Here is a 21,294-nt window from a genome sequence, read left to right on the forward strand (position 1 = left end):
CTCGGGCCGGAATTTTCCTTCTTCGAAACCACAGTGAGGTCATGCGGATGCCTTGTTATCGTGTCTTGCGCGCAGTCGTCGCCAGCGCCCTTGTCGGTGCCCTGGCGGCTTGCAGCGTGCTGCAACCGGATGCGCCGCTGGAGGCCTTCAGTACCCAACTGACGGGCTTGAACCAGGTGCCGCCGGTGGCCACACCGGCGACCGGCTATCTGGCCGCCGTGCTGAATAAGGACACCTTGCTGTTGCGCTGGAAGTTGTCCTTCAAGGGCCTCGGCGGGCCGGCCACGGCCGGCGATTTTCGAGGCCCGGCCGGCATTGGGGCCAATGCCAACAGCATCCTGGCCTTCAAGGGCCCGGTCCGTAGCCCCCTGGAGGGCCAGGCCACCTTGACCCCGGCGCAGGCGGCCGACCTGATGGCCGGAAAATGGTACGTCAGCATTCACACTGCGGCCCATCCCGGCGGCGAGATTCGAGGGCAGATGATTTTGCGGCAGTAAGAACTTGACATGCGCTGATCGGGGCGACAATGGGCGCTCACGCCTTGCCCCGATTCTCTGAAAGCGCTCACCGATGGCCAGTAGCCTGCTTGCCCTGATTGACGATATTGCCAGCGTCCTGGACGATGTGGCGCTGTTGACCCAGCTCGCAGCGAAGAAAACCGTGGGCGTGCTGGGCGACGATCTGGCCCTCAACGCGCAGCAGGTGGCCGGTGTCAAGGCAGACCGTGAACTGCCGGTGGTCTGGGCCGTCTGCAAAGGCTCGTTTCTCAACAAGGCCATTCTGGTGCCGGCCGCCCTGCTCATCAGCGCCTTGATCCCCTGGGCGGTGATGCCGTTATTGATGCTGGGCGGTGCTTTTCTGTGCTTCGAGGGATTCGAAAAACTGGCGCACAAGTTTTTCACCAGCCAGGCCGAGGACGCGCTGCACCACGCGCAACTGGTGCAGGCGCTGGCCGACCCCAGCATCGACCTGGCGGCGCTGGAGCAGGAAAAAATCAAGGGCGCGGTGCGCACCGATTTCATTTTGTCGGCCGAGATCATCGTCCTCACGCTGGGCACCGTGCAAGCCAGTTCGTTTGCCACGCAAGTGGCCGTGCTGGCCGGCATTGCCGCGCTGATGACGGCCGGCGTATACGGCCTGGTGGCTTGCATCGTCAAGCTGGACGACGCCGGACTCTATCTCAGCCAACAGCCTGGTGACGGTCTGGCGGAGCGTCTTCTGCGCGGCATCGGGCGGGCCATTCTCCGGTCCGCGCCTTATCTGATGAAAGGCTTGTCGGTGGCCGGAACGGCGGCCATGTTTCTGGTCGGGGGCGGCATCTTGCTGCACGGCATTCCGGTGGCGCGCAGCCTGATCCAACCGTTGAGCGCGGGCTTGGCTGTGGCACTGCAACCCTTGATGGTGCTGGCGCTGGACGCCGCTGCCGGCATTCTGGCGGGCGCGCTGGTGCTGGTGGGTGTGACTTTGATGAAACGGCTGCGGCAGTATTTTCCTTAGGCCTGCCGTTCACCCGATCAGGGTTCCAGGTACTTGAAGAAGGCGCTGTTGAGTTTGGCCTCGGCCGCTATCAACCCGGCGTTGCGCTGGGCCAGCCAGGTCTGGTCACGCGCCAGCGATTCACCTGCCAGGGCCAGCATGCGTTTGACCTCGGCCGGTTGCGGGCCGCCGATACCGACCCGGCTGCGCACCATGTCGTCGGGCGCTAGCGTGGCCCGGAACACCGGCTCGCTCAGGGGCAAGCGGCTGTCCGTCAAGCCGTCCTGTCGGATTGCCTGGGCGTACAGTTCGACCGCCCTGGCATAGGGGAACTGGCTGGGGCTCAGGTTATTCTTGCGGGCATCGGTGACCACCAGACTGGCAAAGTGATGGCCTATGCGGAACGGCACCTGGTGCAGGCGCTGCAGCGTTTCGGCCAGCTCCATGGAGGTGGTCCAGTCGCCGTTGAGTTCCTCCAATGAGCGCTGGGGGTCCACCTTCAGCGCCTTGAGCACAGCGACGAACTGGTTCAGCATTTCCACCGCCGACAGATAGGTGCGGGGCACTTCTTCCTTGTAGTCGGTCATGCCCGGCGTCACATTGTGGGCGTGCAGGGTAGCCCACTGGGCCAGCGCCACCACATCCGAGGCCTTGGTCCGGGCGCCCATGATGAGACCCGGATTCTGCTTTTGCGGCATGGCGCTGCTGGTGTAGGTCTGGCTGGTGTCGAGCAGAATCCAGGGCCGGCTCTGGTGGTACTGGGTGTGCAGGTCCTGCATCATGGCGCCGATCCGCAGCGCCACCGAGCCGACGATGTTGGCGGCCTCGATCGGCACGTCGTAGGAGATCACCTGGCCCGCGTCGTAGGAGTTCAGCACCAGGCCGTCAAAACCCAGCAACTCCGCGAGCCGGTTGCGGTTCAGCGGCCAACTGGAATTGGCCAGCACGGCGGTCCCCATGGGGCTCAGGTTCAGGCGTGCATAAAGTTCCCGGATGCGCTGGCTGTCGCGGGCAAACGAATCGGCAAAAGCCAGCAGGTAGTGCGCGTAGCTGACCGGCTGCGCTTGCACGCCGTTGGTGTAGGCCGGCACGTAAGTGTCCACGTTGTGGCTCGCAAGATCGAGCAGCGCCAGCCGCGCTTGCAGCAACGCCTCGGCCGTGTCCAGCACGGCGGTGCGCAACTGCGCTACCCGGTAGGTCGCCAGCATGTCCTGGCGGCTGCGGCCGGAGTGGATCAGGGTCGCTTCGGGGCCGGCTTTTTCGGAGATTATTTTCTCGATTTGCAGCACGTCCCTGGGCCGTTTGCCACCCGGCTGATCGGCCTGCCGGATCGAATAAATGACCCCTTCGGCAATCGGCCGGGCCAGCCGCGCGGGAATGATGCCTTCTTCCAGCAGCATGACGGTGGAGGCCATGTTGATGCGGCCCAGCCAGTAAAACTGATCCTGCGCTTTGGCCCGGGCGCTGGTGGCGTCCTTGCTGACGCTGCCGCGCAGGCGGTTGGCCTCGGCCTCGCATTGGGCGGTGGTTCGGCAGGCCGTATCGCGGATGTCGGCTACCGCGGCGCACAGCGGGGCCAGCGTCAGCGCCAGCAGCGCCGTCAGTTTCAGGTCAATCGCTTTCATGTCACCGACTCCTTGCGAGGTTTGTAAACAACGGCCCGGCGCTTGCTACAGCTTGAGTTCCAGCCGCACCTGCAGGCTGGGCCAGGATGGCGAACTGGTGCTGCCGGTCTCGCGCAAGGCCTGGCCGGCAGCGTTGCTCGATTCCAGCGTGTTGGTCGTCACGTAGTCGCGCGCCGCCAGGTTGCCCAGCGTGACGCGCAGTTGGCTGCTGGTGCTGAGGGTCCACAAGACAAAGGCGTCGAGCACCAGCTTGGCGCCCTGGACGATGCGTTGGTCGTCGCTCAGGCGGGTACTGTAGCCGGGGGTCCAGTTGAGGTTGCCGCCAAACGTCAGTGGCAGTTCGCGCAAGCGGTAGTCGGCGCCCAGGTTGAGGGTGCCGTCGGGTTGCTGTGAGAGCCGGTTGTCGGGCGCCGGCACGCCTTGCACGCGCGATGCGAACAGGCTGGCATTGGCCCGCACGTCGACCCTTGGCGCGTTGGGCCACAGCTCGCTGGCGCGGAACTTGGCCTCCAGCTCCAGCCCCTGGGTGATGGCGTCGCCGATATTCTGCAGCCGCGCCACCCAGCGTGGCTGGTCGGCCCAGGAGACCGTCTCCAGTGTGGTCTGACTGCGCATCAGGTTGTTGATGTGGCGGTAGAACAGATTGGCGCTGAGCATGCCGCTGCCGGGCAGATAGCGCTCGATGGCCAGGTCCAGGCCGCTGGCCAGCTCCGGCTTGAGGGCCGGATTGCCGGCCCGATCGGGATGGATCTCGTCGTTTGCGCCACGGCCGGGGAACATGGGGTTGATGCTGGGCCGGGCAATCAGGTCCTGCAAATTGGGCGAGCGGTAGCTGCGCGTCAGGCTGGCCCGAATCTGGTCCCGGCCCTCGGGATCGAACTTCCACACCGCATGCAGCAGCGGCGTCCAGACGCTGCTGCGGTTGCTGATGTCGGGCGTCCCGGCCGTCGGCGTGCCCTGAGTGCTGATGCCTTCCCAGCGCAGGCCCGCATGGGCCGCGAACTGCGGCGTGATCGACCATTCGTCCTGCGCATAGAGCGCGGCGCGCAGGCTGGCGGCCGTCAGATTGCCATCGAACTCGGTCAGCGGCGACTCGCCATCGAGCAAGGTGCTGGCGGTCTCGCGGCGCCGGTTGTTCTGCAACTCGGCGCCGCCGACCAGGCTGTGATCGTTGGCCAGGGTGGTGGTCAGCTTGGCGCTGGCGCTGAAAGACAGGTCGTGCTGGTCCGACTGATTGTCGAAGCGGCCGACCGAGGGACCGGAGCCGAAGTTCTGCCGCGTGGAAGTGTTGTCCCAATCGCTCTGGCCCAGGTTGGCGCGCAGCAGCCAGTTGCCGCCGTCTTCCAGCCGGTGCGTCCACTGGAGGCCCAGGCGCCGGCTGCTGAACTGGCTGGCGCCGGAGCCGGTCGTGCCGTCATAGGGCGCCACGCCGCCCGTTTGCTGCAGGCTGCTGCTACTGCTGCTGCTGCCCTGCGAGTGCAGCAACATGGGCGTCAGTACCAGGGTGTCACCGTTGTCGCCGCGCCATTGCAGCCGGGCGTTGGCCTGCATGCCGTCGCGCTGGCCCATGGACTGGGTGCGCTCGGTCTGGTCAATCAGCTCGCCGCTGACCAGGTTTTCGGTCAGGTTATGGCTGCTGTAATCGTTCTTGCGCTCGCTGTGCTGGGCCGACAGCGAGAAGTTGTAGATCCAGGCGCCCACCGCATCGTTGCGCGTCCAGGACAAGCCCGGTTGCCGGTTGCCGTTCTCCAGGCCGACGCCGACCCGAAGGTCGTTGAGCTTTTTGCTGTAGCCGCCCCGGGTGATGATGTTGATGGTGCCGGCAATGGCGCGGGCACCGGTTTCGGCGGTCGGCGCGCGCAGGATTTCGATGCGCTCGATTTGTTCCGGCGAGAGCTCGTCCAGCGAGAAACCGCGCGGCGCCGGTTCGCCGTCAATCAGGATCTGGGTGTAGCCGCCGCCCAGGCCGCGCATGCGCGGTGCGCCGCCGCGCCCCGGGCGCCCCGGCATGGTGACGCCCGGCAGGCGTTTGAGCAGTTCGCCCAGGGTGCTGTCGCCAAAGCGCTCGATGTCGTCACGCCCGACGATGATCTTGCTGGCGGTGGCCTGGCGCCGGCTCTGGGTCTCGTCGAGCGCCGTGCCGGTAACGGTTACGCGCTGCAATTCGCCAGCGCTGCGGCGTGGCGCCGCTCGGGTCTGCGGGCCCGCCTTGGGCCCGCCGTCCGGCGCCGCGGCGGGCGCTGTGTCGTCGACTGCCTTGGCCGCTTCCCGCGGCTCGGTCTGGGCCTGCACACAGGGCACAGCTGCCACTACCGACAGACCTAGCAACAGGCCCTTTAGCAGCCCGGATGGAGGGCCGACGAGGTAGGTTTTGGCAAACATGCGGGCGATTATCCGAGGCCTGTGTAAAGCCACGGTAACTTATGTGCCTTGGCGTACAGACCGCCACAGTCAATCAGCGGATATTTCCATTTCCGGTCGCTCAATTGACCGTGCTCCGTACAAGGAACAAGATGAAATCGGTCCAACCCGCGCTCGTCAAAGTGCCCGCCAAAGCGCCTACCGGCATCACCGGTTTCGATGCCATCACGGGCGGTGGCTTGCCGCGTGGCCGCAGCACGCTGCTGGTGGGTGGATCGGGCTCCGGCAAGACCGTGCTGGCACTGCAATTCCTGGTGCATGGCGCGCACCATTGCAAGGAGCCGGGTATTCTGGTCGCTTTTGAGGAGAGCGCCCAGCGCATCCTGGCCAACGCTGCAAGTTTCGACTGGCAGTTGACCGAGTTGGGACCCAAAAAGCTGTTCTTCATGGACGCCCAGCCGCCGCCCGATCTGGTTCGGTCGGGCGATTTCGATCTTGGCGGCATGTTGGCGGTGCTGGCCAGCCAAGCCCGAAAAATGGGGGCGCGGCGCATCGTCTTCGACGCCCTGGATGTCGCCTTGGCGTTGCTGCCCGACGCGCTGGCGAAAAGGCGCGAAGTCTACCGCCTGCATGAGTGGTTGCTGGCGCGCGAACTGACCGGCCTGATCACCTTGAAAGCGGGCCCGGAAGAGGCCGTCGCCATCAGTCCGCAGCCCTTCGGTTTCATGCAGTTCATGGTCGATTGCACCGTGCTGCTCAGCCACGGCGTGGTGCTGGGTGTGTCGCAACGCAATCTGCGCGTGCAGAAGTACCGCGGCTCCAGCTTCGACGAGGATGAATCGCCGTTCGTGATTGGCAAAAACGGCTTCGAGGTCGCTGCCGCGCGCGCGCCGGGCCGGGCACTGGACAGCAAGGTCAGCAACGAGCGCATTTCCAGCGGCGTGGAGCGGCTCGATACCATGCTGGGCGGTGGTTATTACCGCGGTGCCAGCGTGCTGATCACCGGCTTCTCCGGCACCGCCAAGACCAGCTTGAGCGGCGCTTTCGCGCAGGCCGCCTGCCAGCGCGGCGAGCGCACCCTGTTCGTCAGTTTTGATTCGACCGGCAGCGAGTTGATCCGTAACCTGGCCTCGGTCGGAGTGCGTCTTGACCGTTATGTCAAAAACGGCTGCCTGCGCATCATCTCGGCACGCGCCATCAGCGGCAGTGCCGAGAGCTTTCTGGTCGCTATCAAGACCCTGGCACGGGAGCAAGGCGCCCGTTGCCTGGTGATCGATCCGGTGTCCACCTGGTCCAAGCCGGGCAATGCCTTGACCGCGCGCAGCGTGGCGGAGCGCCTGATCGACTGGGCCAAGGCCGACGGCACCACCCTGCTGTGTACCAGCCTGCTCGACGAAATGTCGAGCCAGTCGGAAGGCAGTTCCTCGCTCCAGATATCGAAGATCGCCGACACCTGGATTCACCTCAATTACTTGTTGCAGGCCGGCGAGCGCAACCGCGGCCTGTCCATCATCAAGTCCCGCGGCACGGCGCATTCAAACCAGGTGCGCGAACTGATCCTGAGCACCACCGGGGTGACGCTGGCCGATACCTACACCGCCGGGGGTGAGGTGTTGATGGGTGCGCTGCGCTGGGAAAAAGAACGCGCCGACCGGGTTGCGACCGAGGTCAACGAAGTCGCCGGCAGGCTCAAGCGCGTCAGGCTGGATGCCGAGGAGGCCGAGCTGGAGGTGCGGGTCAAATCGCTGCAAACCGAGTTGTTGGCGAAACAGGTCGAGAAAGAGTTGTTGGTCCGCAGCACCGAGAGCCGCAAGGGGGAACTGTCGCGCGGCCTGACCCGGATGGAACAGTTGCGCGGCGCCGATGCGGCCAAGCCGGCGCGCTGAACTCGGCGCAGGCGCGTAGCAACCTGAACGCACTGTGCCGGACGCACTTGGCCGGTCGCTACGAAATCGAAGTGGTGGATGTGTTCCGGCAGCCCCAGCGGGCCTTGGCCGACGCCGTCTTCATGACGCCGACGCTGATCAAGCTGGCACCGCTGCCGCAGCGAGCCATCGTCGGCACACTGAGTCAGACGCAGACCGTGTTGCAGGCCTTGGGGCTGGAAGCGGTGCTTCCATGAAGCTGCCGCAACCGGTCGCCGCGGTGCATGAGACCAGGGAAATCACCGGGCTCATCCAGACCCTGCACGACACCGATCAATCACTGGAGCAACTGACCGCCGGCGAGGTCGATACGGTGACCGACCGGCGCGGGCGCACGATGCTGTTGCGTCGCGCCCAGGATCACATGCGGCACAACGAGGCGGCCAAACAGGCCGCCATTCTCAACGCACTGCCGGCGTCCATCGCTTTGCTCGATGCCCAAGGGAGCATTGTTTCGGTGAACCAGGCGTGGCGCAACTTTGCCAGCGCCAACGCACTGCAGGGACCGGACTATGGCGTCGGCCTCAACTACCTCGCGATCTGCGACAACGCCCAGGGCGCCGAGGCGGCGCAGGCACAGCAGGTGGGCGCCGGCATTCGCGCGGTGTTGGCTGGCGCCAGCGATAGCTTTTCCCTCGAATACCCGTGTCATTCGTCCTCGTCCCAGCGTTGGTTCCTGCTGCTGGCGACCCCGCTGGCCGGCGACTCGCCGCATGGCGCCGTCGTGATGCACCTCGACATCACCGAACGCCACCAGGCGCAAGCCGGGGTCATCTACCTGAACCGGGTCTATGCCATGCTCAGCGGCATCAATACGCTGATCGTGCGGGTACATGACCGTGACACCTTGTTCAAGGAGGCCTGCCGCATCGCGGTCGAGGCAGGGGGCTTTCGCATGGCCTGGATGGGCATCATCGATCAGAGCGGAAAGACGATGGTCCCGGTCGCTTCGGTCGGCGTCGATGAGGCGGTGCTGAGCGCCCTCAGGCAACACTATTCAAGGACCGAAGACTGGCTGTCGGGCGACAGTCTGTCCGGACAGGCACTGAGGGAAAAAAAGCCCACGGTGTCCAACGACTTGCAGCACGACGCCAGGGTCATGCTGCGCGCGCAGCACGTCCGCAACGCAATCCGGTCCATGGTTTTCTTGCCACTGCTGGTGGCGGACAAGGCCGTCGGCGTGCTGGTGCTATACACCAGCGAGATCGGATTCTTCCGTGCAGAAGAGTTGACGCTATTGACCGAACTGGCGGGCGATGTCGCCTTCGCGATCGATCATATCGACAAGCAGGAGCGGCTCAATTACCTGGCCTACTACGATGTGCTCACCGGGCTTGCCAACCGCACCCTGTTTCTGGAGCGCGTGGCGCTGTATCTGCGCAGTGCGGTCAATGGTAGGCCCCAGCTGGGCTTGTTCCTGATCGATCTGGAGCGCTTCAAGAACATCAACGACAGCCTGGGACGGTCCGCCGGCGACGAGCTCTTGCGGCAGGTGGCGCAGTGGCTGACGCGCAACGTGGCGGGGGACGCCAACCTGTTGGCGCGCGTTGGGGCGGACCATTTTGCCGTGGTCATGCCGGCGGTCAGGGTCGGAGGTAATTTGCCGCAGCTTTTGGAGAAATGGATTGCCGCGGTTCAGAGCCATCCGTTCCGCCTGAATGACGCGGTGTTCCGGATCGCGGCCAAGGTAGGCGTGGCGCTATTCCCGGATGACGGTGCCGACGCCGACACCTTGTACGAGCATGCCGAGGCGGCGCTCAAATCAGCCAAGGCCAGCGGCGAGCGCTACCTGTTTTACACGCAGCGGATGAGCGCGGCGGTGGCTGGCAAGCTGACTCTGGAAAACCAGCTGCGTCAGGCCCTGGAACTGGGTGAATTCGAACTCTACTACCAACCCAAGGTGAACCTGGCGAGCGGCCAGGTGACCAGCGCCGAGGCGCTGATCCGCTGGAACAATCCACGCACCGGCCTGGTATTACCCGGGCATTTCATTCCGATTCTGGAAGAAACCGGACTGATCCATGACGTCGGACGCTGGGCGCTGCGGCAAGCCGTCAAAGACTACCAGCGCTGGCGCGCCGCCGGTCTGAGCGCCGTGCGCATCGCGGTCAACGTGTCGTCGCTGCAACTGCGCAACCGCGCCTTCGTGGCCGAGGTCAGGCAGGCCATCGGTATTGACCCGCAGACTGCGGCTGGGCTGGAACTGGAGATCACCGAGAGCCTGCTGATGGAGAATGTGGAGCACGGAATCGCCAGCTTGCAGGCGATCCGCGCCATGGGCGTGAGCATCGCCATCGATGATTTCGGCACCGGTTTTTCCTCGCTCAGCTACCTTGCCAAATTTCCGGTCGACCGGCTCAAGATTGACCGCTCGTTCGTGCTCCAGATGACGCTCGCGTCGCAGGGGCTGGCGCTGGTCGCCACCATCATCAACCTGGCGCACGCGCTCAAACTCAAGGTGGTGGCGGAGGGCGTCGAAACCGAGGAGCAGGCGCGCCTGCTGCGCGTGCTCGACTGCGACGAAATGCAGGGCTTTTTATTCAGCCAAGCGGTCCCCGGTGCGACCTTCGAGGCCAAATATCTGGCAGGCCCGCGGCCGGGTGACCGATAATGCGCTAGATGCTGATGGTGGCCAGCCATGGGTCAAGTGGATGGGTGCCATGCCTCTGTATTCAAAAGATGTTCATCCCATGAGTCCAGCCCTGCGCTTGGCGCCTTGTTTTCTCAAACTGCGGCGCGCGGTTTGTCTTGCCGGCAGCGGCGCCATCCTGCTGATGACGACGCTGGCGGTGCAGGCCGATGCCATCAAGATTGGCGGTACCGGCACCGGTCTGGGTGCCATGAAGTTGCTGGCGCAGGAATTCAATAAATCCCGCCCCGATGCGCAGCTGATTGTCACGCCCAGTCTGGGCAGCACCGGCGCCATCAAGGCAGTGTTGGCCGGAGCCATCGACCTCGGCATCAGCGCCCGGCCCCTTACGCCGGATGAGCAGCGCCAAGGCGTCTCGGCCTGGGCCTATGCCCGAACGCCGTTCATGCTCGTCACCGGAGCCCGGAACAAAAGTGCCGGCCTGAGTCTGAGCCAGCTGGTGCAAATCTATTCCGGCAAAGTCAGCCAGTGGCCCGACGGCAGTCCGATACGCCTGGTGGTGCGCCCTGACGCCGATATCGATAGCCAGTTGTTGCGCGCTTTCTCGGCCGAGATGAGCCGCGCGGTCAGCCTGGCGCTGGCGCGACCGGGTCTCAGGATGGCCGATACCGACCAGGACAATGCCGATGCGCTGGAGCAGCTCCCGGGTTCGCTGGGAACGGCCACGCTGAGTCAAATCCTGACCGAACATCGGGCTCTCAAAGCGCTGTCCCTGGACGGGGTTGTGCCCACGCTAGAGTCGTTGGCGGCCGGACGCTATCCTTATTACAAGACGCTGCACCTGGTCAGCGCTGCCAAGCCCTCTGCGCTGGCAAGGGACTTTGCCGCCTTCGTACGTTCGCCGGCGGGCCAGGCGGTTCTGGCCCGGGCCGGCAATCTGGCACTGCGGGAGTAGTTGATTCGATGTCGGCAGCAGAAATCGGCTTGGCCAGAACCCTGCGCTGGATCGCCGCCGGCATCGCGATCCTGCTGGCGGTTTCCCTGCCGCTGGGTTACTGGCTGGTGGTCTTCAGTTTTGCGGCCGAAGCAACTGCCAACGATGCCGCAGCCGGTGCCGAACTGGTGACCCAGAGAATCAATGTCAACCCCGAACTGTGGCGCTTCGAGGTACCCAGGCTGGACGCCGTTGCCGCCAACCATCACGCCGATGGCCCGGCGCAGCAGCATTGGATCTTCGACGAGCGCGGCAGCGTGCTGGCCCAAAACCAGCAGAACCTCGATCCGCCGCTGCTCAGCCGCGCCGCGCCGCTGCTGGATTCGGGGCGGCTGGTGGGCCGCTTTGTCAGCAGCCGCTCGCTGCTGCCGTTGTTGCAGAGTACGGCGCTGGTGGGCTTGTTCGCCCTGCTGCTAGGGTTGGCGATTTACCTGAGCCTGAATCTGCTGCCCCTGCGCGCACTGAAGCGCACGCTGGGCGCCTTGGGTCAGGAACGGGAGCGCCTGGCCACCATCGTGGACAACGCGGTGGAGGGCATCATCAGCTTCAACGCGGACGGCCTGCTGCAGTCCCTGAACCCGGCGGCGGCACGCATGTTCGGCTACGACAGAGCCGAAGCGCTGGGCCGCAGCGCGGCCGACCTGCTGCCCGGGATCGATATCGTGCGGGCCGGTCTGCCGGACTGGCAAGCGCCGCTGGGCACGCTGGAAGCCGACGGCCAGCGCAAGGACGGCCAGCACTTCCAGATCGAGCTGGCGCTCAGCCAGGCGCTGCTGGACGGCAAGCCGCAGTGGATTGCCATCGTGCACGACATCACCGAGCGCAAGCGCATGGACCAGGCCTTGCACGAGAGCGAGGCGCGTTTTCGCAGCCTGACCGAGATGTCGTCCGATTTCTACTGGGAGAGCGACGCCCAGCACCGGCTTTCGCAGCGCTACTGGGTCGACAAGAAGTTGAGCAGCGCGTCGGTCTTCGGGCACGGCACGCCGATCGGCAAACGGCGTTGGGAACTACCTTATCTGTCGCCCGACGAGGCCGGCTGGCAGGGCCACCGGGCGGTACTGGAGGCGCGGCGGCCATTCCGCCGGTTCGAGTTCTCGCGCCGCGGCGCGGATGGCAGCGAGCGCTACCTGTCGATCAGCGGCAATCCGATGTTCGACCCGTCCGGCGCTTTCCGGGGCTACCGCGGCGTCGGCACCGACATCACGGCGCGCAAGCGGCTGGAGCAAGCCTTGCGCGAAAGCGCGCAGGAACTGCGCCTGTTCGCCGACAACGTGCCGGCCATGACCGCCTCCTGGGACCAGAACCTGTGCTGTAGCTTCGCCAACAAGATGTACAGCGAGTTTTACGGCTTTAGCTCGGACAGCATTCTGGGCCGGCACGTGCGCGAGGTGGCCGGGGAGGAGGCCTACCCGGAGATCGAAGGCTATTTTGCGCAGGCCTTGCAGGGACACCCCGTCACCTACCAAAGGACGCGCAAGCTGGCCAATGGCGAGGCGCGTTACCTGGCCGTCAAACTGCTGCCGCATGTCGGCGACAAGGGGAAGGTGCTGGGCTGTTTTTCGGTGACCATCGACATCACCGAGCACAAGCTGGCGGAGCAGCGCATGCAGCGGGTGGCGCATCACGACAGCCTGACCGGTTTGCCGAACCGCCTGCTGTTCAACGACCGCTTGCAGCAGGCGGTCAGTCTGGCCAAACGCGACCTGCGCCAGTTCGCCTTGCTGTACCTCGACCTGGACCGCTTCAAGCAGGTCAACGATAGCCTGGGGCACACCGCCGGCGACGAATTGCTGCAAGCCGTGGCCGCCAGAATCCGCCGTCAGGTGCGCGAATCGGACACCGTGGCGCGCATCGGCGGCGACGAATTCACGGTCATCCTGTCCGACGTCACGCGGCCCGAGGAAGCGGCAACGGTGGCCCGGAAAATCATCGCCGCGCTGGCGAAACCGTTCCAGCTCGACAGTCAGAAGCAGAGCGTGGAGATCGGCAGCAGCATCGGCATTGCCATCTACCCGTCGGACGCCGGCGACGCCGACGCGCTGGTCAGGGCCGCCGACAGCGCCATGTACAGCGCCAAGCAGCAGGGCAACAGCTGTCGGTTTTGCGGCGCCAGTTAGGTGGAGTGGGCGCTCTCCACAGCCCCGCTTCAAGCCAGTTGCGACAAGGTCTCGGCCAATTCGCGCACGCCAACCGCTTCTATGTTTTCGCTGATCGGATAACGTTCCATCCCGGCATGGACGACGAAGCGCTTGGCGGGTTTCAAGTCTTCGCAGGCTTCATAAAAGCCTCGTGCCGGTTTGGCGGCGCGACTGCGCTTGATTTCGATGGCCCAGCGTGCGCCGCCGGGCAGTTCCAGAAGCAGATCGATCTCAGCCCCACCCGAGGTCCGGTAAAAGCCCGGCACCGTCAAGGTGGGCGCGGCGTTGATCAGGTTTTCGATCACAAAACCTTCCCAACTGGCGCCGACCACGGGGTGCCCCAGCAAGGCGTTGTGGTCCACCAGATTGAGCAGCGCATGCAGTAAACCGCTGTCGCGGATATAGACCTTGGGTGATTTCACCAGACGTTTGCCAACATTGATGTGGTAGGGCTGGAGCCGGCGCACCAATAACAAATCAACCAGCAAATCGGTATAGCGACTCACTGTCTGGCTGCTTACCTCCAAGCCGGCGGCCAGGCGCGAAGCGTTGATCAAGGCGCCCTGGTTGTGCGCCAGCATGGTCCAGAAACGGCGCAGGGTTTCTGCTGGAATGCGCGGGCCGAACATCGGCACATCGCGTTCCAAGTAGGTTCTGAGCAGATCTTTACGCCAGTCCAGACTTTGTCGCTCGTCTGGTGCCAGGTAGCTGTCCGGAAAGCCGCCGCGTATCCACAATGTTTCCCGGGCCTCGGCCGGCAGCTCCAACACGCTCAAAGGTGTCATGTCGATGTAGCTGACGCGCCCGGCCAAGCTTTCACCGCTTTGACGCATCAGGTCGAGCGAGGCGGAGCCCAGCAGCAGGAAGCGGCCCGTGCGCAGTCCCTTGCGGCGGCCTTGGTCAATCAGGCCGCGCAAGGTCAAAAACAGGTCAGGTGCGCGGTGAATTTCGTCTAGGATCACCAGCCGGTCTTCATAGGCGGACAAAAAGACGGCTGCGTTGCTCAGCTTGTCCCTCTCCTGAACGTCTTCCAAATCGAGGTAGAGGGCGTTTTGCAGTTCGCCAATTTGCAGTGCCAAGGTGGTTTTTCCAACTTGGCGCGGGCCGATCAGGACTACACAGGCTTGGCGCGATAGCGCCTGGCGCACCGTGTCAAGAGCTTTTCTGTCTAACATCCTTGCAAATTTACCACGACGTGGTGAATTTGCATAGATATTTTTCTATAAGCGCGCTACATCATCCCCAGCAGCCGCGGGAACCAGGTCGACAGGCCCGGCCAGTAAGTCACCAGCATCAGGAAGCCCAGCATCGCCAGCAGCCAGGGCCAGACCGCCACCGTCAACTCGGTGATGCCCATCTTGGTGATGCCGGAGGCGACGTACAGGTTCAGGCCCACCGGCGGGTGGCACATGCCCACTTCCATGTTGACCACCATGATGATGCCGAAGTGCACCGGGTCTATGCCCAGCTTCATGGCCACCGGGAACAGGATGGGCGCGAAGATCAGCACGATGCTGGACGGCTCCATGAAGTTGCCGGCCAGCAGCAGCATGACGTTGACCGCCAGCAGGAAGGTGATCATGCCCAGGCCGTTGCCCAGCATCCAGTCGGCCAGCGCCTGCGGGATGTTTTCGTTGGCCATGATGAAGGAGAACAGCACCGCGTTGGTGATGATGTAGAGCAGCATGGCCGACATATTGGCCGAGTTCAGCAGCACCCGCGGCACGTCCTTCAACTTCATGTCCTTGTAGACAAAGACCGCCACCACAAAGGCGTAGACCGCGCTCATGGCCGCTGCCTCGGTCGGCGTGAACATGCCGGTGTAGATGCCGCCCATCACGATCAGGATCAGCAGCAAGCCCCAGGCCGAGGTCTTGAAGGCCTTGAAGCGCTCGGCCCAGGTCGCCTTGGGCAGGCGCGGATAGTTGAATTTGCGGGCGCGGTACCAGGTGACGCCGCCCAGCACGCAGGCCAGCGCGATGCCCGGCACGACGCCGGCCATGAACAAGGCGCCGACCGAGGTGTTGGTGGCCACCGAGTACATCACCATCACGATCGACGGTGGAATCAGGATGCCCAGGGCGCCCGAGGTGGTGATGACGCCGGCGCCAAAACTCTTGGGAAAACCGGCCCTGACCATGGCCGGCATCAGGATCGAGCCGATCGCCACCACCGTCGCCGGCGAGGAGCCCGACACCGCCGCAAACAGGGCGCAAGCCAGCACGCCGGCCAGACCCAGGCCGCCGTACCAGTGGCCCACCATGCTGGAGGCAAAGTTGATCATGCGCCGCGCCACGCCGCCGTGCGTCAGGAAGTTGCCGGCCAGGATGAAGAACGGGATCGCCATGATCTCGAACTTCTCGATGCCGGTGAATAGTTTCAGCGCCACCGACTCCAGCGGCACATGGGTAAAACCGAACAGGAAGGTCAGCACCGTCAGACCGAGCGAGATGGAGATCGGCATGCCGGTCAGCATCAGCACCAGCAACAGCACAAAGATGACGGCGGCGTTCATTTCGTGCCCCCTTCGCTGTCCGGTGTCTCGTCCGGGTGCAGGTTGTCCTGCATGCCGTAGGGATTGAGGTCAACCGGGGGCTTCGCCATTTCTTCCTCCAGCCCATCGACGTGGCCATGGTCATGGTGCGGCAGCTCGCCGGTCTTGATGAAACTGACCATCACCTGCAGAAAGCGGAAACACATCAGGCTGCTGCCTAGCGGCACGGCGCTGTAAACCATCCAGGTGGGCCATTCCAGATCCGGCGTGGTGGGGCCTTCCGGAACCCCGTCCAGCGGCAGGCCCAGGATTTTCAACCAGGCGTAATGCGCGCCGTTGTCCCAGACAAAGCCGCTGGCCAGGGCCGCCACGATGCCGGTGAAGACGGCGCCGGCGCAGAGTCCAAAAATGATGAACTTGCCGCGCATCTTGTCGTTCATGCGGTTGATCAGCACGTCGACACCGACGTGAATGCCGGTGCGCACGCCGTAAGCGGCGCCAAACTTGCACATCCAGACGAACATGATGATGGTCAGCTCCTGCGCCCAGCTCATGCTGAGCGACAGCAGCCAGTCCTGCAGGCCTGGTATCGGCAGGCCCGCCGCATAGCGGTGCACCACCGCCACAAAGATGATCAGCGTCGCGGCGCCCATCAGGAAGGTGACCAGCCACTCTTCCAGGTGATCAAGAAATTTCATGCTTTGAACTCCGAACCTGCCCAGGGGTATGAAGAATTTGTCATGCCGGACTCCGATCCGGCATCCGGTGCCACGCACAGACTGGATTGCGGATCTGGTCCGCAATGACAACCGGCTTAGAGCTTGGTCGGATCAAAGCCGGTGGCCTTGTAGAACTCCTTGAGCGTGTCCTTGCCGACGCGGTCCGCCATCTTGATGTGCACCGGGGCCATCGCCTTTTTCAGCGCCATGCGCTCATCCTTGGTCGGTTCGTAAATCACGGTCTTGCCGCTGGCCCTGACGCCGGCCAGCGATTTGTCGTTTTCTTCCTGCGCAATCTGGTTGGCGTAGACAGTGGCTTCCTTCATCGCCTGCTCCAGTTGGCCGCGCACGTCGGCCGGCAGGCCGTCCCAGAATTTCTTGTTGACGATGACGGCATAACCCAGGTAGCCGTGGTTGGTGAGCGAGAGGTGCTTCTGCACTTCATGCATCTTCTGCGTGTAGAAGTTGGAGATCGGGTTTTCGGTGCCGTCCACCACGCCCGTTTGCAGCGCCTGGTAGACCTCGGAGAAAGCCATCACCTGCGGAATGCCGCCGACCGAACGGATCTGCTCTTCCAGCACCTTGGACGACTGGATGCGGAACTTCTTGCCCTTGTAGTCGGCCGGCATCTTCAGCGGCGTGTTGGCCGAGAACGACTTGAAGCCGTTGTCCCAGTAAGCCAGACCCTTGATGCCCTTGGGCTCCAGCTTGGCCAGCATGGCGGCACCGACCGGACCTTGCGTGATCTTGTGCAACTCGGCGGTGTCGTCGAACATGAACGGGAAATCGAAGGCCTCGAACTCCTTCACGCCCAGCGGTCCGAACTTGGCCAGTGACGGCGCCAGCATCTGCACCGAGCCGATCTGCAGGGCTTCCATTTCTTCCTTGTCCTTGTACAAGGCGCTGTTGGCATAGACCTCGACCTTGACCTTGCCCTTGGTCAGTTCGGCCGCCTTCTTGGCAAAGAACTCGGAGGCCTTGCCCTTGGGTGTGTCGGCCGCGACGACGTGGCTGAACTTGATGATGGTTTGCGCGCCGGCGCTCAGGCCAAGCGCCAGCAACATGGTGGCGAGCAGGAATTTCAGTTTCATAGAAGTGTCTCCAAAACGAGGGTTGGTCAAGCTAACGGGCGAAGCTTAAACAGCATTCGACTGTGCGCCAACTGTGGCGTTCAACAGCTAGGGTTAACCCTTGACGCTTTGCTTCAAGGCGTCGCGCATGGCGTCCATCCAGGGCAGACCGATGCGATTGGCCAGCGCCTTGTGCACCGGCTCGACGGCGTGGCGCAGGCGCTCACGCTGGGCCTCGCTCAGGACATGGATGCGGGTGGTGCCGGCCTGGCGCAAGGCCGCCAGCGCTTTCTCGTTCTGGGCGTCCGCGATCTGGTTGCCGTAGCTCAGGGCTTCGCTCAAAGCCTGCCCCAGCAGCTCGCGGTCGGCGGCTGCCAGGCTGAGCCAGAAACGCCGGTTCGCCACCACCGCATAACCCAGATAGCCGTGCTCGGTCAGGCTGAGATCGGATTGCACCTGGTGCATGCCCTGGGTCCAGAAATTGGAGACCGGGTTCTCGGTGCCGTCGACCACGCCGGTCTCCAGCGCGCGCCGGGTCTCGCTGAACGCCAGCGTCACCGGCTGCGCGCCCAAGGCCCGCATTTGCGCCGCGATCACGCGCGAGGCCTGCACCCGCATGCGCAAGCCGACGAAATCCTCCGGTGCCAGCAAGGGGCGGTTGGCGCTCATCTGCTTGAAGCCGTTGTCGAAGTAACCCAGGCCGGTCAGTCCCTGACGGCCCAGGCCTTCCAGCAAGCGCTGCCCCAGCGGGCCCTGCGTGATGCGCCGCACGTCGGCCACCTGGCCGAACAGGAACGGCAGGTCGAACAGCTCGAACTCGGGAAAGCCGATGCGGCCAAACTTGGACAGCGACGGCGCCAGCATGTCCACCGCGCCCAGTTGCAAGGCCTGCATCTCGTCGTCGTCGCCATAGAGCTGGGCGTCCGGGTAGAGCAGCACCCGGATGCGTCCGCCGGAGCGTTGCGCCACCAACTGCTGGAAGCGCAGGGCGGCCAAGCCCTTGGGCGTCTGCTGCGCCACCACATGCGAAAAGCGCAGCGTCACCGGTCGGGTCCGGCCGCGTGCGCCCGTCGGCCAGGCCAGGGTCGAACCCAATGCTGATGCCGTCAGACCGCGCAAGCACAGACGGCGGCGGCTAAGGGCGGGCAAGTCGGGCGCTGGCATGCTGGCTATTATGCGAGGACTTGTTTGCCTCAACAATGGCCAAAACCGAATCCACCGCCGCCGACCAGTCGCTCGACTTTGCGCTGCTGCAACAGACCATGCCCGGGCACGCCAGCCGCAACCGGCGCGCCTTGTTGTGGCTGCTGGGCTTGCTGCTGCTGCTGCTGGCCTCGGTGGTCGCGCTGGTCTTGTACCTCAACACCTTCGAGGCCGACGAGGAGGCACGCAGTCGCGCCGCCGACGCCCAGTGGCTGGAGCAGAGCGTGCAGTTTCATTTCCGCCGGCTGGAAGACGATTTGCTGCTGCTGGCGCGGCAAAGCGTGCTGGGCGCCAGCCACGCCGACAGCGCCCCGTTGCAGGGCGGACTGTTGTGGCGCGAGCCGGGCGTGCTGCTGGCCCATGGCTGGCTGGCAACGGGCCAGGGCAGCGGTGCCCGCGTCGGACTGGCGCGCTGGCAGCAGGACTGGTCGGCGCACCCCGCCAACGCCCAGGCGCTGGCCACCTTGCAGGACACCACCCGCGGCCTGCGGCGCTCCGCCTATGCCGGTTTGATGCTACAGCCCGATGGCCAAGCGACCGATGTGGTCTGGCTGGCCGTGCCTTTCTTCGACCGCGGCCAGTTTGTCGGCAATTACCTGGCCGCCCTGTCGCTGGAGCGCTCGACGGCGGCCCTGGTGCCGACCTGGTTCACGCAGAACCATGCGGTGCATCTGGCGACCGACGAGGCCAAGCCGCCGGCCGACGACACGCGCAGCAAACCACCTTACCGGGCCGCCATGAACCTGGCCGGTACCGATCTGTTCCTGGAAGTGACGCCGCTGGGCGTCCATGCGGCCACCGTGCCGCGCATCTTCTTTCTGGTGGCGCTGCTGTTTTTGTCGGGTATGCTGGTCAGCCTGTGGGCTCTGCGCCGCGACATCGTCAAACGGCAGCAGGTGCAAGCCCTGTTCCAGGCCCAGGTGGCGCTGCGCACGGCCATGGAAAACTCGGTCACCATCGGCTTGCGGGCCTGGGACCGCAGCGGCAAGATCCTGTACGTCAACGAGTCGTTTTGCCGGCTGGTCGGGTACACGGCGTTGGAACTGGTGGGCCGGTCGACGCCGCTGCCCTACTGGCCGGCGGACCAGGCCGACGAACTCGAACTGGTGCACCGCGACATCATCGCCCAAGGCACCCACGAGGACGGGGTGGAAGTGCAGTTCCAGCACCGCGATGGCCACTTGCTGGATGTCTTGATTCATGAGGCACCGCTGACTACCGCCGACGGCCAACAGATCGGCTGGATGAGTTCGGTGCTGGACATCAGCGAGCGCAAGCGCGCCGAGCGCCTGGCGGCGCGCCAGCAGGAGCGGCTGCAGGCCTCGGGCCGGCTGGTGGTGGTGGGGGAGGTGGCCTCGACCCTGGCGCACGAACTCAACCAGCCGCTGGGCGCGCTCAGCAGCTTTGCCAACGGCTTGCTCAACCGCCTGCGCGGCGGCCGCATCACCTTGCCGGAGGTGGTGCCGGTGGTGGAGCGCATGGAGCGCCTGTCCGACAAGGCCGGCCACATCATCAAGCGCGTCAACGCTTTTGTGCGCCGGCGCGAAATGTCGCGCCAGCGGCTGGAGCTGGTGAGCTTCATGCGCGGCACGCTGAGCCAGCACCCGCTACAGCGTCAAGTCGATCTTGAGCTGGCGCTGGGTCCGGCTCCGGTGTGGGTCGAGGCCGATGCCTTGCTGCTGGAGCATGCGCTGCACAACGTGGTCGGCAACGCCTTGCACTGGGCGCCACTGGCCGGCCGCCCGGCGCGCGTGCAGGTGCGCATTGAGCTGGACCAGGGCCTGGCCGGGATGGTGGTGGGCGACAGCGGCCCCGGCGTCGGCGAGGAGCACAAGGAGCAGATCTTCGGCGCCTTTTTCAGCGCCTCGGCCGACGGCATGGGCATGGGGCTGGCGATTTGCCGCTCGGTGCTGGAGGCGCATCACGGCCGCATCGACGTCGGCCGCGATCCGCTCCTGGGCGGTGCCCGCTTCACGCTCTGGTTGCCGCTGTCGGTGGAGGATGCACTCGGTGGCTCGGCGGCGGACAATAGGCCATGAACTGCGCCATTCACATCGTTGACGACGACGCCGATTTTCGCGACGGCCTGGCCTGGCTGTTCGATTCGCGCGGCCACAAGGCCGCCACCTGGGCCGGCGGCGACGTCTTTCTGCAAGCCGTGCGCGCGCGCCTGCCGGACTGGGGCCAGGCCGTGGTGCTGCTGGATATCCGGATGGAGCCGCTGTCGGGCCTGAGCACCTTCGAGGAACTCAAGGCCCTGGGCTGCCCCTGGCCGATCCTGTTTTTGACCGGCCACGGCGACGTCAGCATGGCGGTGGCGGCGGTCAAGAACGGGGCCTGGGATTTTCTGGAAAAACCGTTTCAGAACAACGTGCTGGTGGATAAGGTGGAGCAGGCGTTGGCGGCGGCCTCCGCCATGAGCGACCAGCAGCGCCAGGCCCAGCGTCTGCGCCAGGCACTGGCCAGCCTGAGCCTGCGCGAACGCGAAGTGCTGGACGAGCTGATCAAGGGCAACTACAACAAGACCATCGCCGACCACCTGGGCATTACCCCGCGCACGGTGGAGTTTCACCGCGCCAACATCTTCAAGAAAATGGAAGTCAGCTCGGCCATCGAGCTGGCGCACAAACTGGGCCGTTACGAGGCTTAGAACTTGTCCGTAAATAATTGGGGGTCGCGCCGGGGCCGGAACATAT

Annotated in this window: 16 protein-coding genes; 9 read left to right on the top strand and 7 right to left on the bottom strand. The window is 64.6% G+C overall.

Going from position 1 to position 21,294, the window contains the following annotated elements; all coding sequences use genetic code 11:
• The first annotated feature begins 47 nt into the window (after positions 1-47).
• Positions 48-497: a CHRD domain-containing protein gene (locus PHS32_RS05730; RefSeq protein ID WP_301077924.1), complete on the top strand. Its 450-nt coding sequence runs from the start codon at positions 48-50 to the stop codon at positions 495-497.
• A gap of 73 nt (positions 498-570) precedes the next feature.
• A complete protein-coding gene (locus PHS32_RS05735; RefSeq protein ID WP_301077925.1) occupies positions 571-1,497 on the top strand; it encodes a DUF808 domain-containing protein in 927 nt (308 codons plus the stop codon).
• Between the two features lie 17 nt (positions 1,498-1,514).
• Here PHS32_RS05735 and PHS32_RS05740 read toward each other — a convergent pair whose 3' ends face one another.
• Both PHS32_RS05740 and PHS32_RS05745 read right to left on the bottom strand, forming a co-directional pair.
• On the bottom strand, positions 1,515-3,101 hold the full coding sequence (locus tag PHS32_RS05740; protein ID WP_301077927.1) for a lyase family protein: 1,587 nt from the start codon (positions 3,099-3,101) through the stop codon (positions 1,515-1,517).
• A gap of 45 nt (positions 3,102-3,146) precedes the next feature.
• Positions 3,147-5,483, bottom strand: a complete 2,337-nt coding sequence (locus PHS32_RS05745; RefSeq protein WP_301077928.1) for a TonB-dependent receptor — start codon at positions 5,481-5,483, stop codon at positions 3,147-3,149.
• A 131-nt stretch (positions 5,484-5,614) separates the two neighbouring features.
• Here PHS32_RS05745 and kaiC point away from each other — a divergent pair, with 131 nt between their 5' ends.
• The 5 genes from kaiC (at position 5,615) to PHS32_RS05770 (ending at position 13,091) form a co-directional block, all read left to right on the top strand.
• Positions 5,615-7,348: a circadian clock protein KaiC gene (gene kaiC, locus PHS32_RS05750; protein ID WP_301077929.1), complete on the top strand. Its 1,734-nt coding sequence runs from the start codon at positions 5,615-5,617 to the stop codon at positions 7,346-7,348.
• Between the two features lie 47 nt (positions 7,349-7,395).
• Positions 7,396-7,584: a circadian clock KaiB family protein gene (locus tag PHS32_RS05755; protein WP_301077930.1), complete on the top strand. Its 189-nt coding sequence runs from the start codon at positions 7,396-7,398 to the stop codon at positions 7,582-7,584.
• Entirely contained in the window at positions 7,581-9,998 is a 2,418-nt protein-coding gene (locus tag PHS32_RS05760) for an EAL domain-containing protein (RefSeq protein ID WP_301077931.1), read from the top strand. The genes PHS32_RS05755 and PHS32_RS05760 overlap by 4 nt, the downstream gene beginning before the upstream one ends.
• Before the next feature lie 79 nt (positions 9,999-10,077).
• A complete protein-coding gene (locus PHS32_RS05765; protein ID WP_301077933.1) occupies positions 10,078-10,932 on the top strand; it encodes a substrate-binding domain-containing protein in 855 nt (284 codons plus the stop codon).
• An 8-nt stretch (positions 10,933-10,940) separates the two neighbouring features.
• Positions 10,941-13,091: a sensor domain-containing diguanylate cyclase gene (locus tag PHS32_RS05770; RefSeq protein WP_301077935.1), complete on the top strand. Its 2,151-nt coding sequence runs from the start codon at positions 10,941-10,943 to the stop codon at positions 13,089-13,091.
• Positions 13,092-13,120: 29 nt separating this feature from the next.
• On the opposite strand, the gene PHS32_RS05775 is transcribed toward PHS32_RS05770, so the two are convergent.
• The 5 genes from PHS32_RS05775 to PHS32_RS05795 all read right to left on the bottom strand — a co-directional run bounded on the left by PHS32_RS05775 (position 13,121) and on the right by PHS32_RS05795 (position 18,559).
• Positions 13,121-14,287 carry an ATP-binding protein gene (locus PHS32_RS05775; protein WP_301077937.1) on the bottom strand — a complete coding sequence of 389 codons (1,167 nt, stop codon included), beginning with the start codon at positions 14,285-14,287 and terminating at the stop codon, positions 13,121-13,123.
• Positions 14,288-14,343: 56 nt separating this feature from the next.
• The gene (locus tag PHS32_RS05780) at positions 14,344-15,627 is read right to left on the bottom strand and encodes a TRAP transporter large permease subunit (protein ID WP_301077938.1); all 1,284 of its coding nucleotides are present in this window, start codon (positions 15,625-15,627) and stop codon (positions 14,344-14,346) included.
• On the bottom strand, positions 15,624-16,304 hold the full coding sequence (locus tag PHS32_RS05785) for a TRAP transporter small permease (protein WP_301077939.1): 681 nt from the start codon (positions 16,302-16,304) through the stop codon (positions 15,624-15,626). Before PHS32_RS05785 ends, PHS32_RS05780 begins: the two co-directional genes overlap by 4 nt.
• A gap of 116 nt (positions 16,305-16,420) precedes the next feature.
• Positions 16,421-17,416 (bottom strand): TRAP transporter substrate-binding protein, encoded by a 996-nt coding sequence (locus PHS32_RS05790; protein ID WP_301077940.1) that lies wholly within the window; start codon positions 17,414-17,416, stop codon positions 16,421-16,423.
• A gap of 93 nt (positions 17,417-17,509) precedes the next feature.
• Positions 17,510-18,559 (bottom strand): TRAP transporter substrate-binding protein, encoded by a 1,050-nt coding sequence (locus PHS32_RS05795; protein WP_301077941.1) that lies wholly within the window; start codon positions 18,557-18,559, stop codon positions 17,510-17,512.
• Between the two features lie 35 nt (positions 18,560-18,594).
• On the opposite strand from PHS32_RS05795, the gene PHS32_RS05800 reads away from it, so the two are divergent.
• Entirely contained in the window at positions 18,595-20,637 is a 2,043-nt protein-coding gene (locus PHS32_RS05800) for a PAS domain S-box protein (RefSeq protein ID WP_301077942.1), read from the top strand.
• Entirely contained in the window at positions 20,634-21,248 is a 615-nt protein-coding gene (locus PHS32_RS05805; protein WP_301077943.1) for a response regulator, read from the top strand. Before PHS32_RS05800 ends, PHS32_RS05805 begins: the two co-directional genes overlap by 4 nt.
• Positions 21,249-21,294: the final 46 nt, after the last annotated feature.

This window comes from Rhodoferax sp. (genome assembly GCF_028714215.1).
GTDB lineage: Bacteria > Pseudomonadota > Gammaproteobacteria > Burkholderiales > Burkholderiaceae_C > Rhodoferax.

Coding starts and splice junctions, on each gene's coding strand:
- PHS32_RS05730 (WP_301077924.1), top strand. CDS start 48: ATGCCTTGTTATCGTGTCTTGCGCGCAGTCGTCGCCAGCGCCCTTGTC.
- PHS32_RS05735 (WP_301077925.1), top strand. CDS start 571: ATGGCCAGTAGCCTGCTTGCCCTGATTGACGATATTGCCAGCGTCCTG.
- PHS32_RS05740 (WP_301077927.1), bottom strand. CDS start 3,101: ATGAAAGCGATTGACCTGAAACTGACGGCGCTGCTGGCGCTGACGCTG.
- PHS32_RS05745 (WP_301077928.1), bottom strand. CDS start 5,483: ATGTTTGCCAAAACCTACCTCGTCGGCCCTCCATCCGGGCTGCTAAAG.
- kaiC (WP_301077929.1), top strand. CDS start 5,615: ATGAAATCGGTCCAACCCGCGCTCGTCAAAGTGCCCGCCAAAGCGCCT.
- PHS32_RS05760 (WP_301077931.1), top strand. CDS start 7,581: ATGAAGCTGCCGCAACCGGTCGCCGCGGTGCATGAGACCAGGGAAATC.
- PHS32_RS05765 (WP_301077933.1), top strand. CDS start 10,078: ATGAGTCCAGCCCTGCGCTTGGCGCCTTGTTTTCTCAAACTGCGGCGC.
- PHS32_RS05770 (WP_301077935.1), top strand. CDS start 10,941: ATGTCGGCAGCAGAAATCGGCTTGGCCAGAACCCTGCGCTGGATCGCC.
- PHS32_RS05775 (WP_301077937.1), bottom strand. CDS start 14,287: ATGTTAGACAGAAAAGCTCTTGACACGGTGCGCCAGGCGCTATCGCGC.
- PHS32_RS05780 (WP_301077938.1), bottom strand. CDS start 15,627: ATGAACGCCGCCGTCATCTTTGTGCTGTTGCTGGTGCTGATGCTGACC.
- PHS32_RS05785 (WP_301077939.1), bottom strand. CDS start 16,304: ATGAAATTTCTTGATCACCTGGAAGAGTGGCTGGTCACCTTCCTGATG.
- PHS32_RS05790 (WP_301077940.1), bottom strand. CDS start 17,416: ATGAAACTGAAATTCCTGCTCGCCACCATGTTGCTGGCGCTTGGCCTG.
- PHS32_RS05795 (WP_301077941.1), bottom strand. CDS start 18,559: ATGCCAGCGCCCGACTTGCCCGCCCTTAGCCGCCGCCGTCTGTGCTTG.
- PHS32_RS05800 (WP_301077942.1), top strand. CDS start 18,595: ATGGCCAAAACCGAATCCACCGCCGCCGACCAGTCGCTCGACTTTGCG.
- PHS32_RS05805 (WP_301077943.1), top strand. CDS start 20,634: ATGAACTGCGCCATTCACATCGTTGACGACGACGCCGATTTTCGCGAC.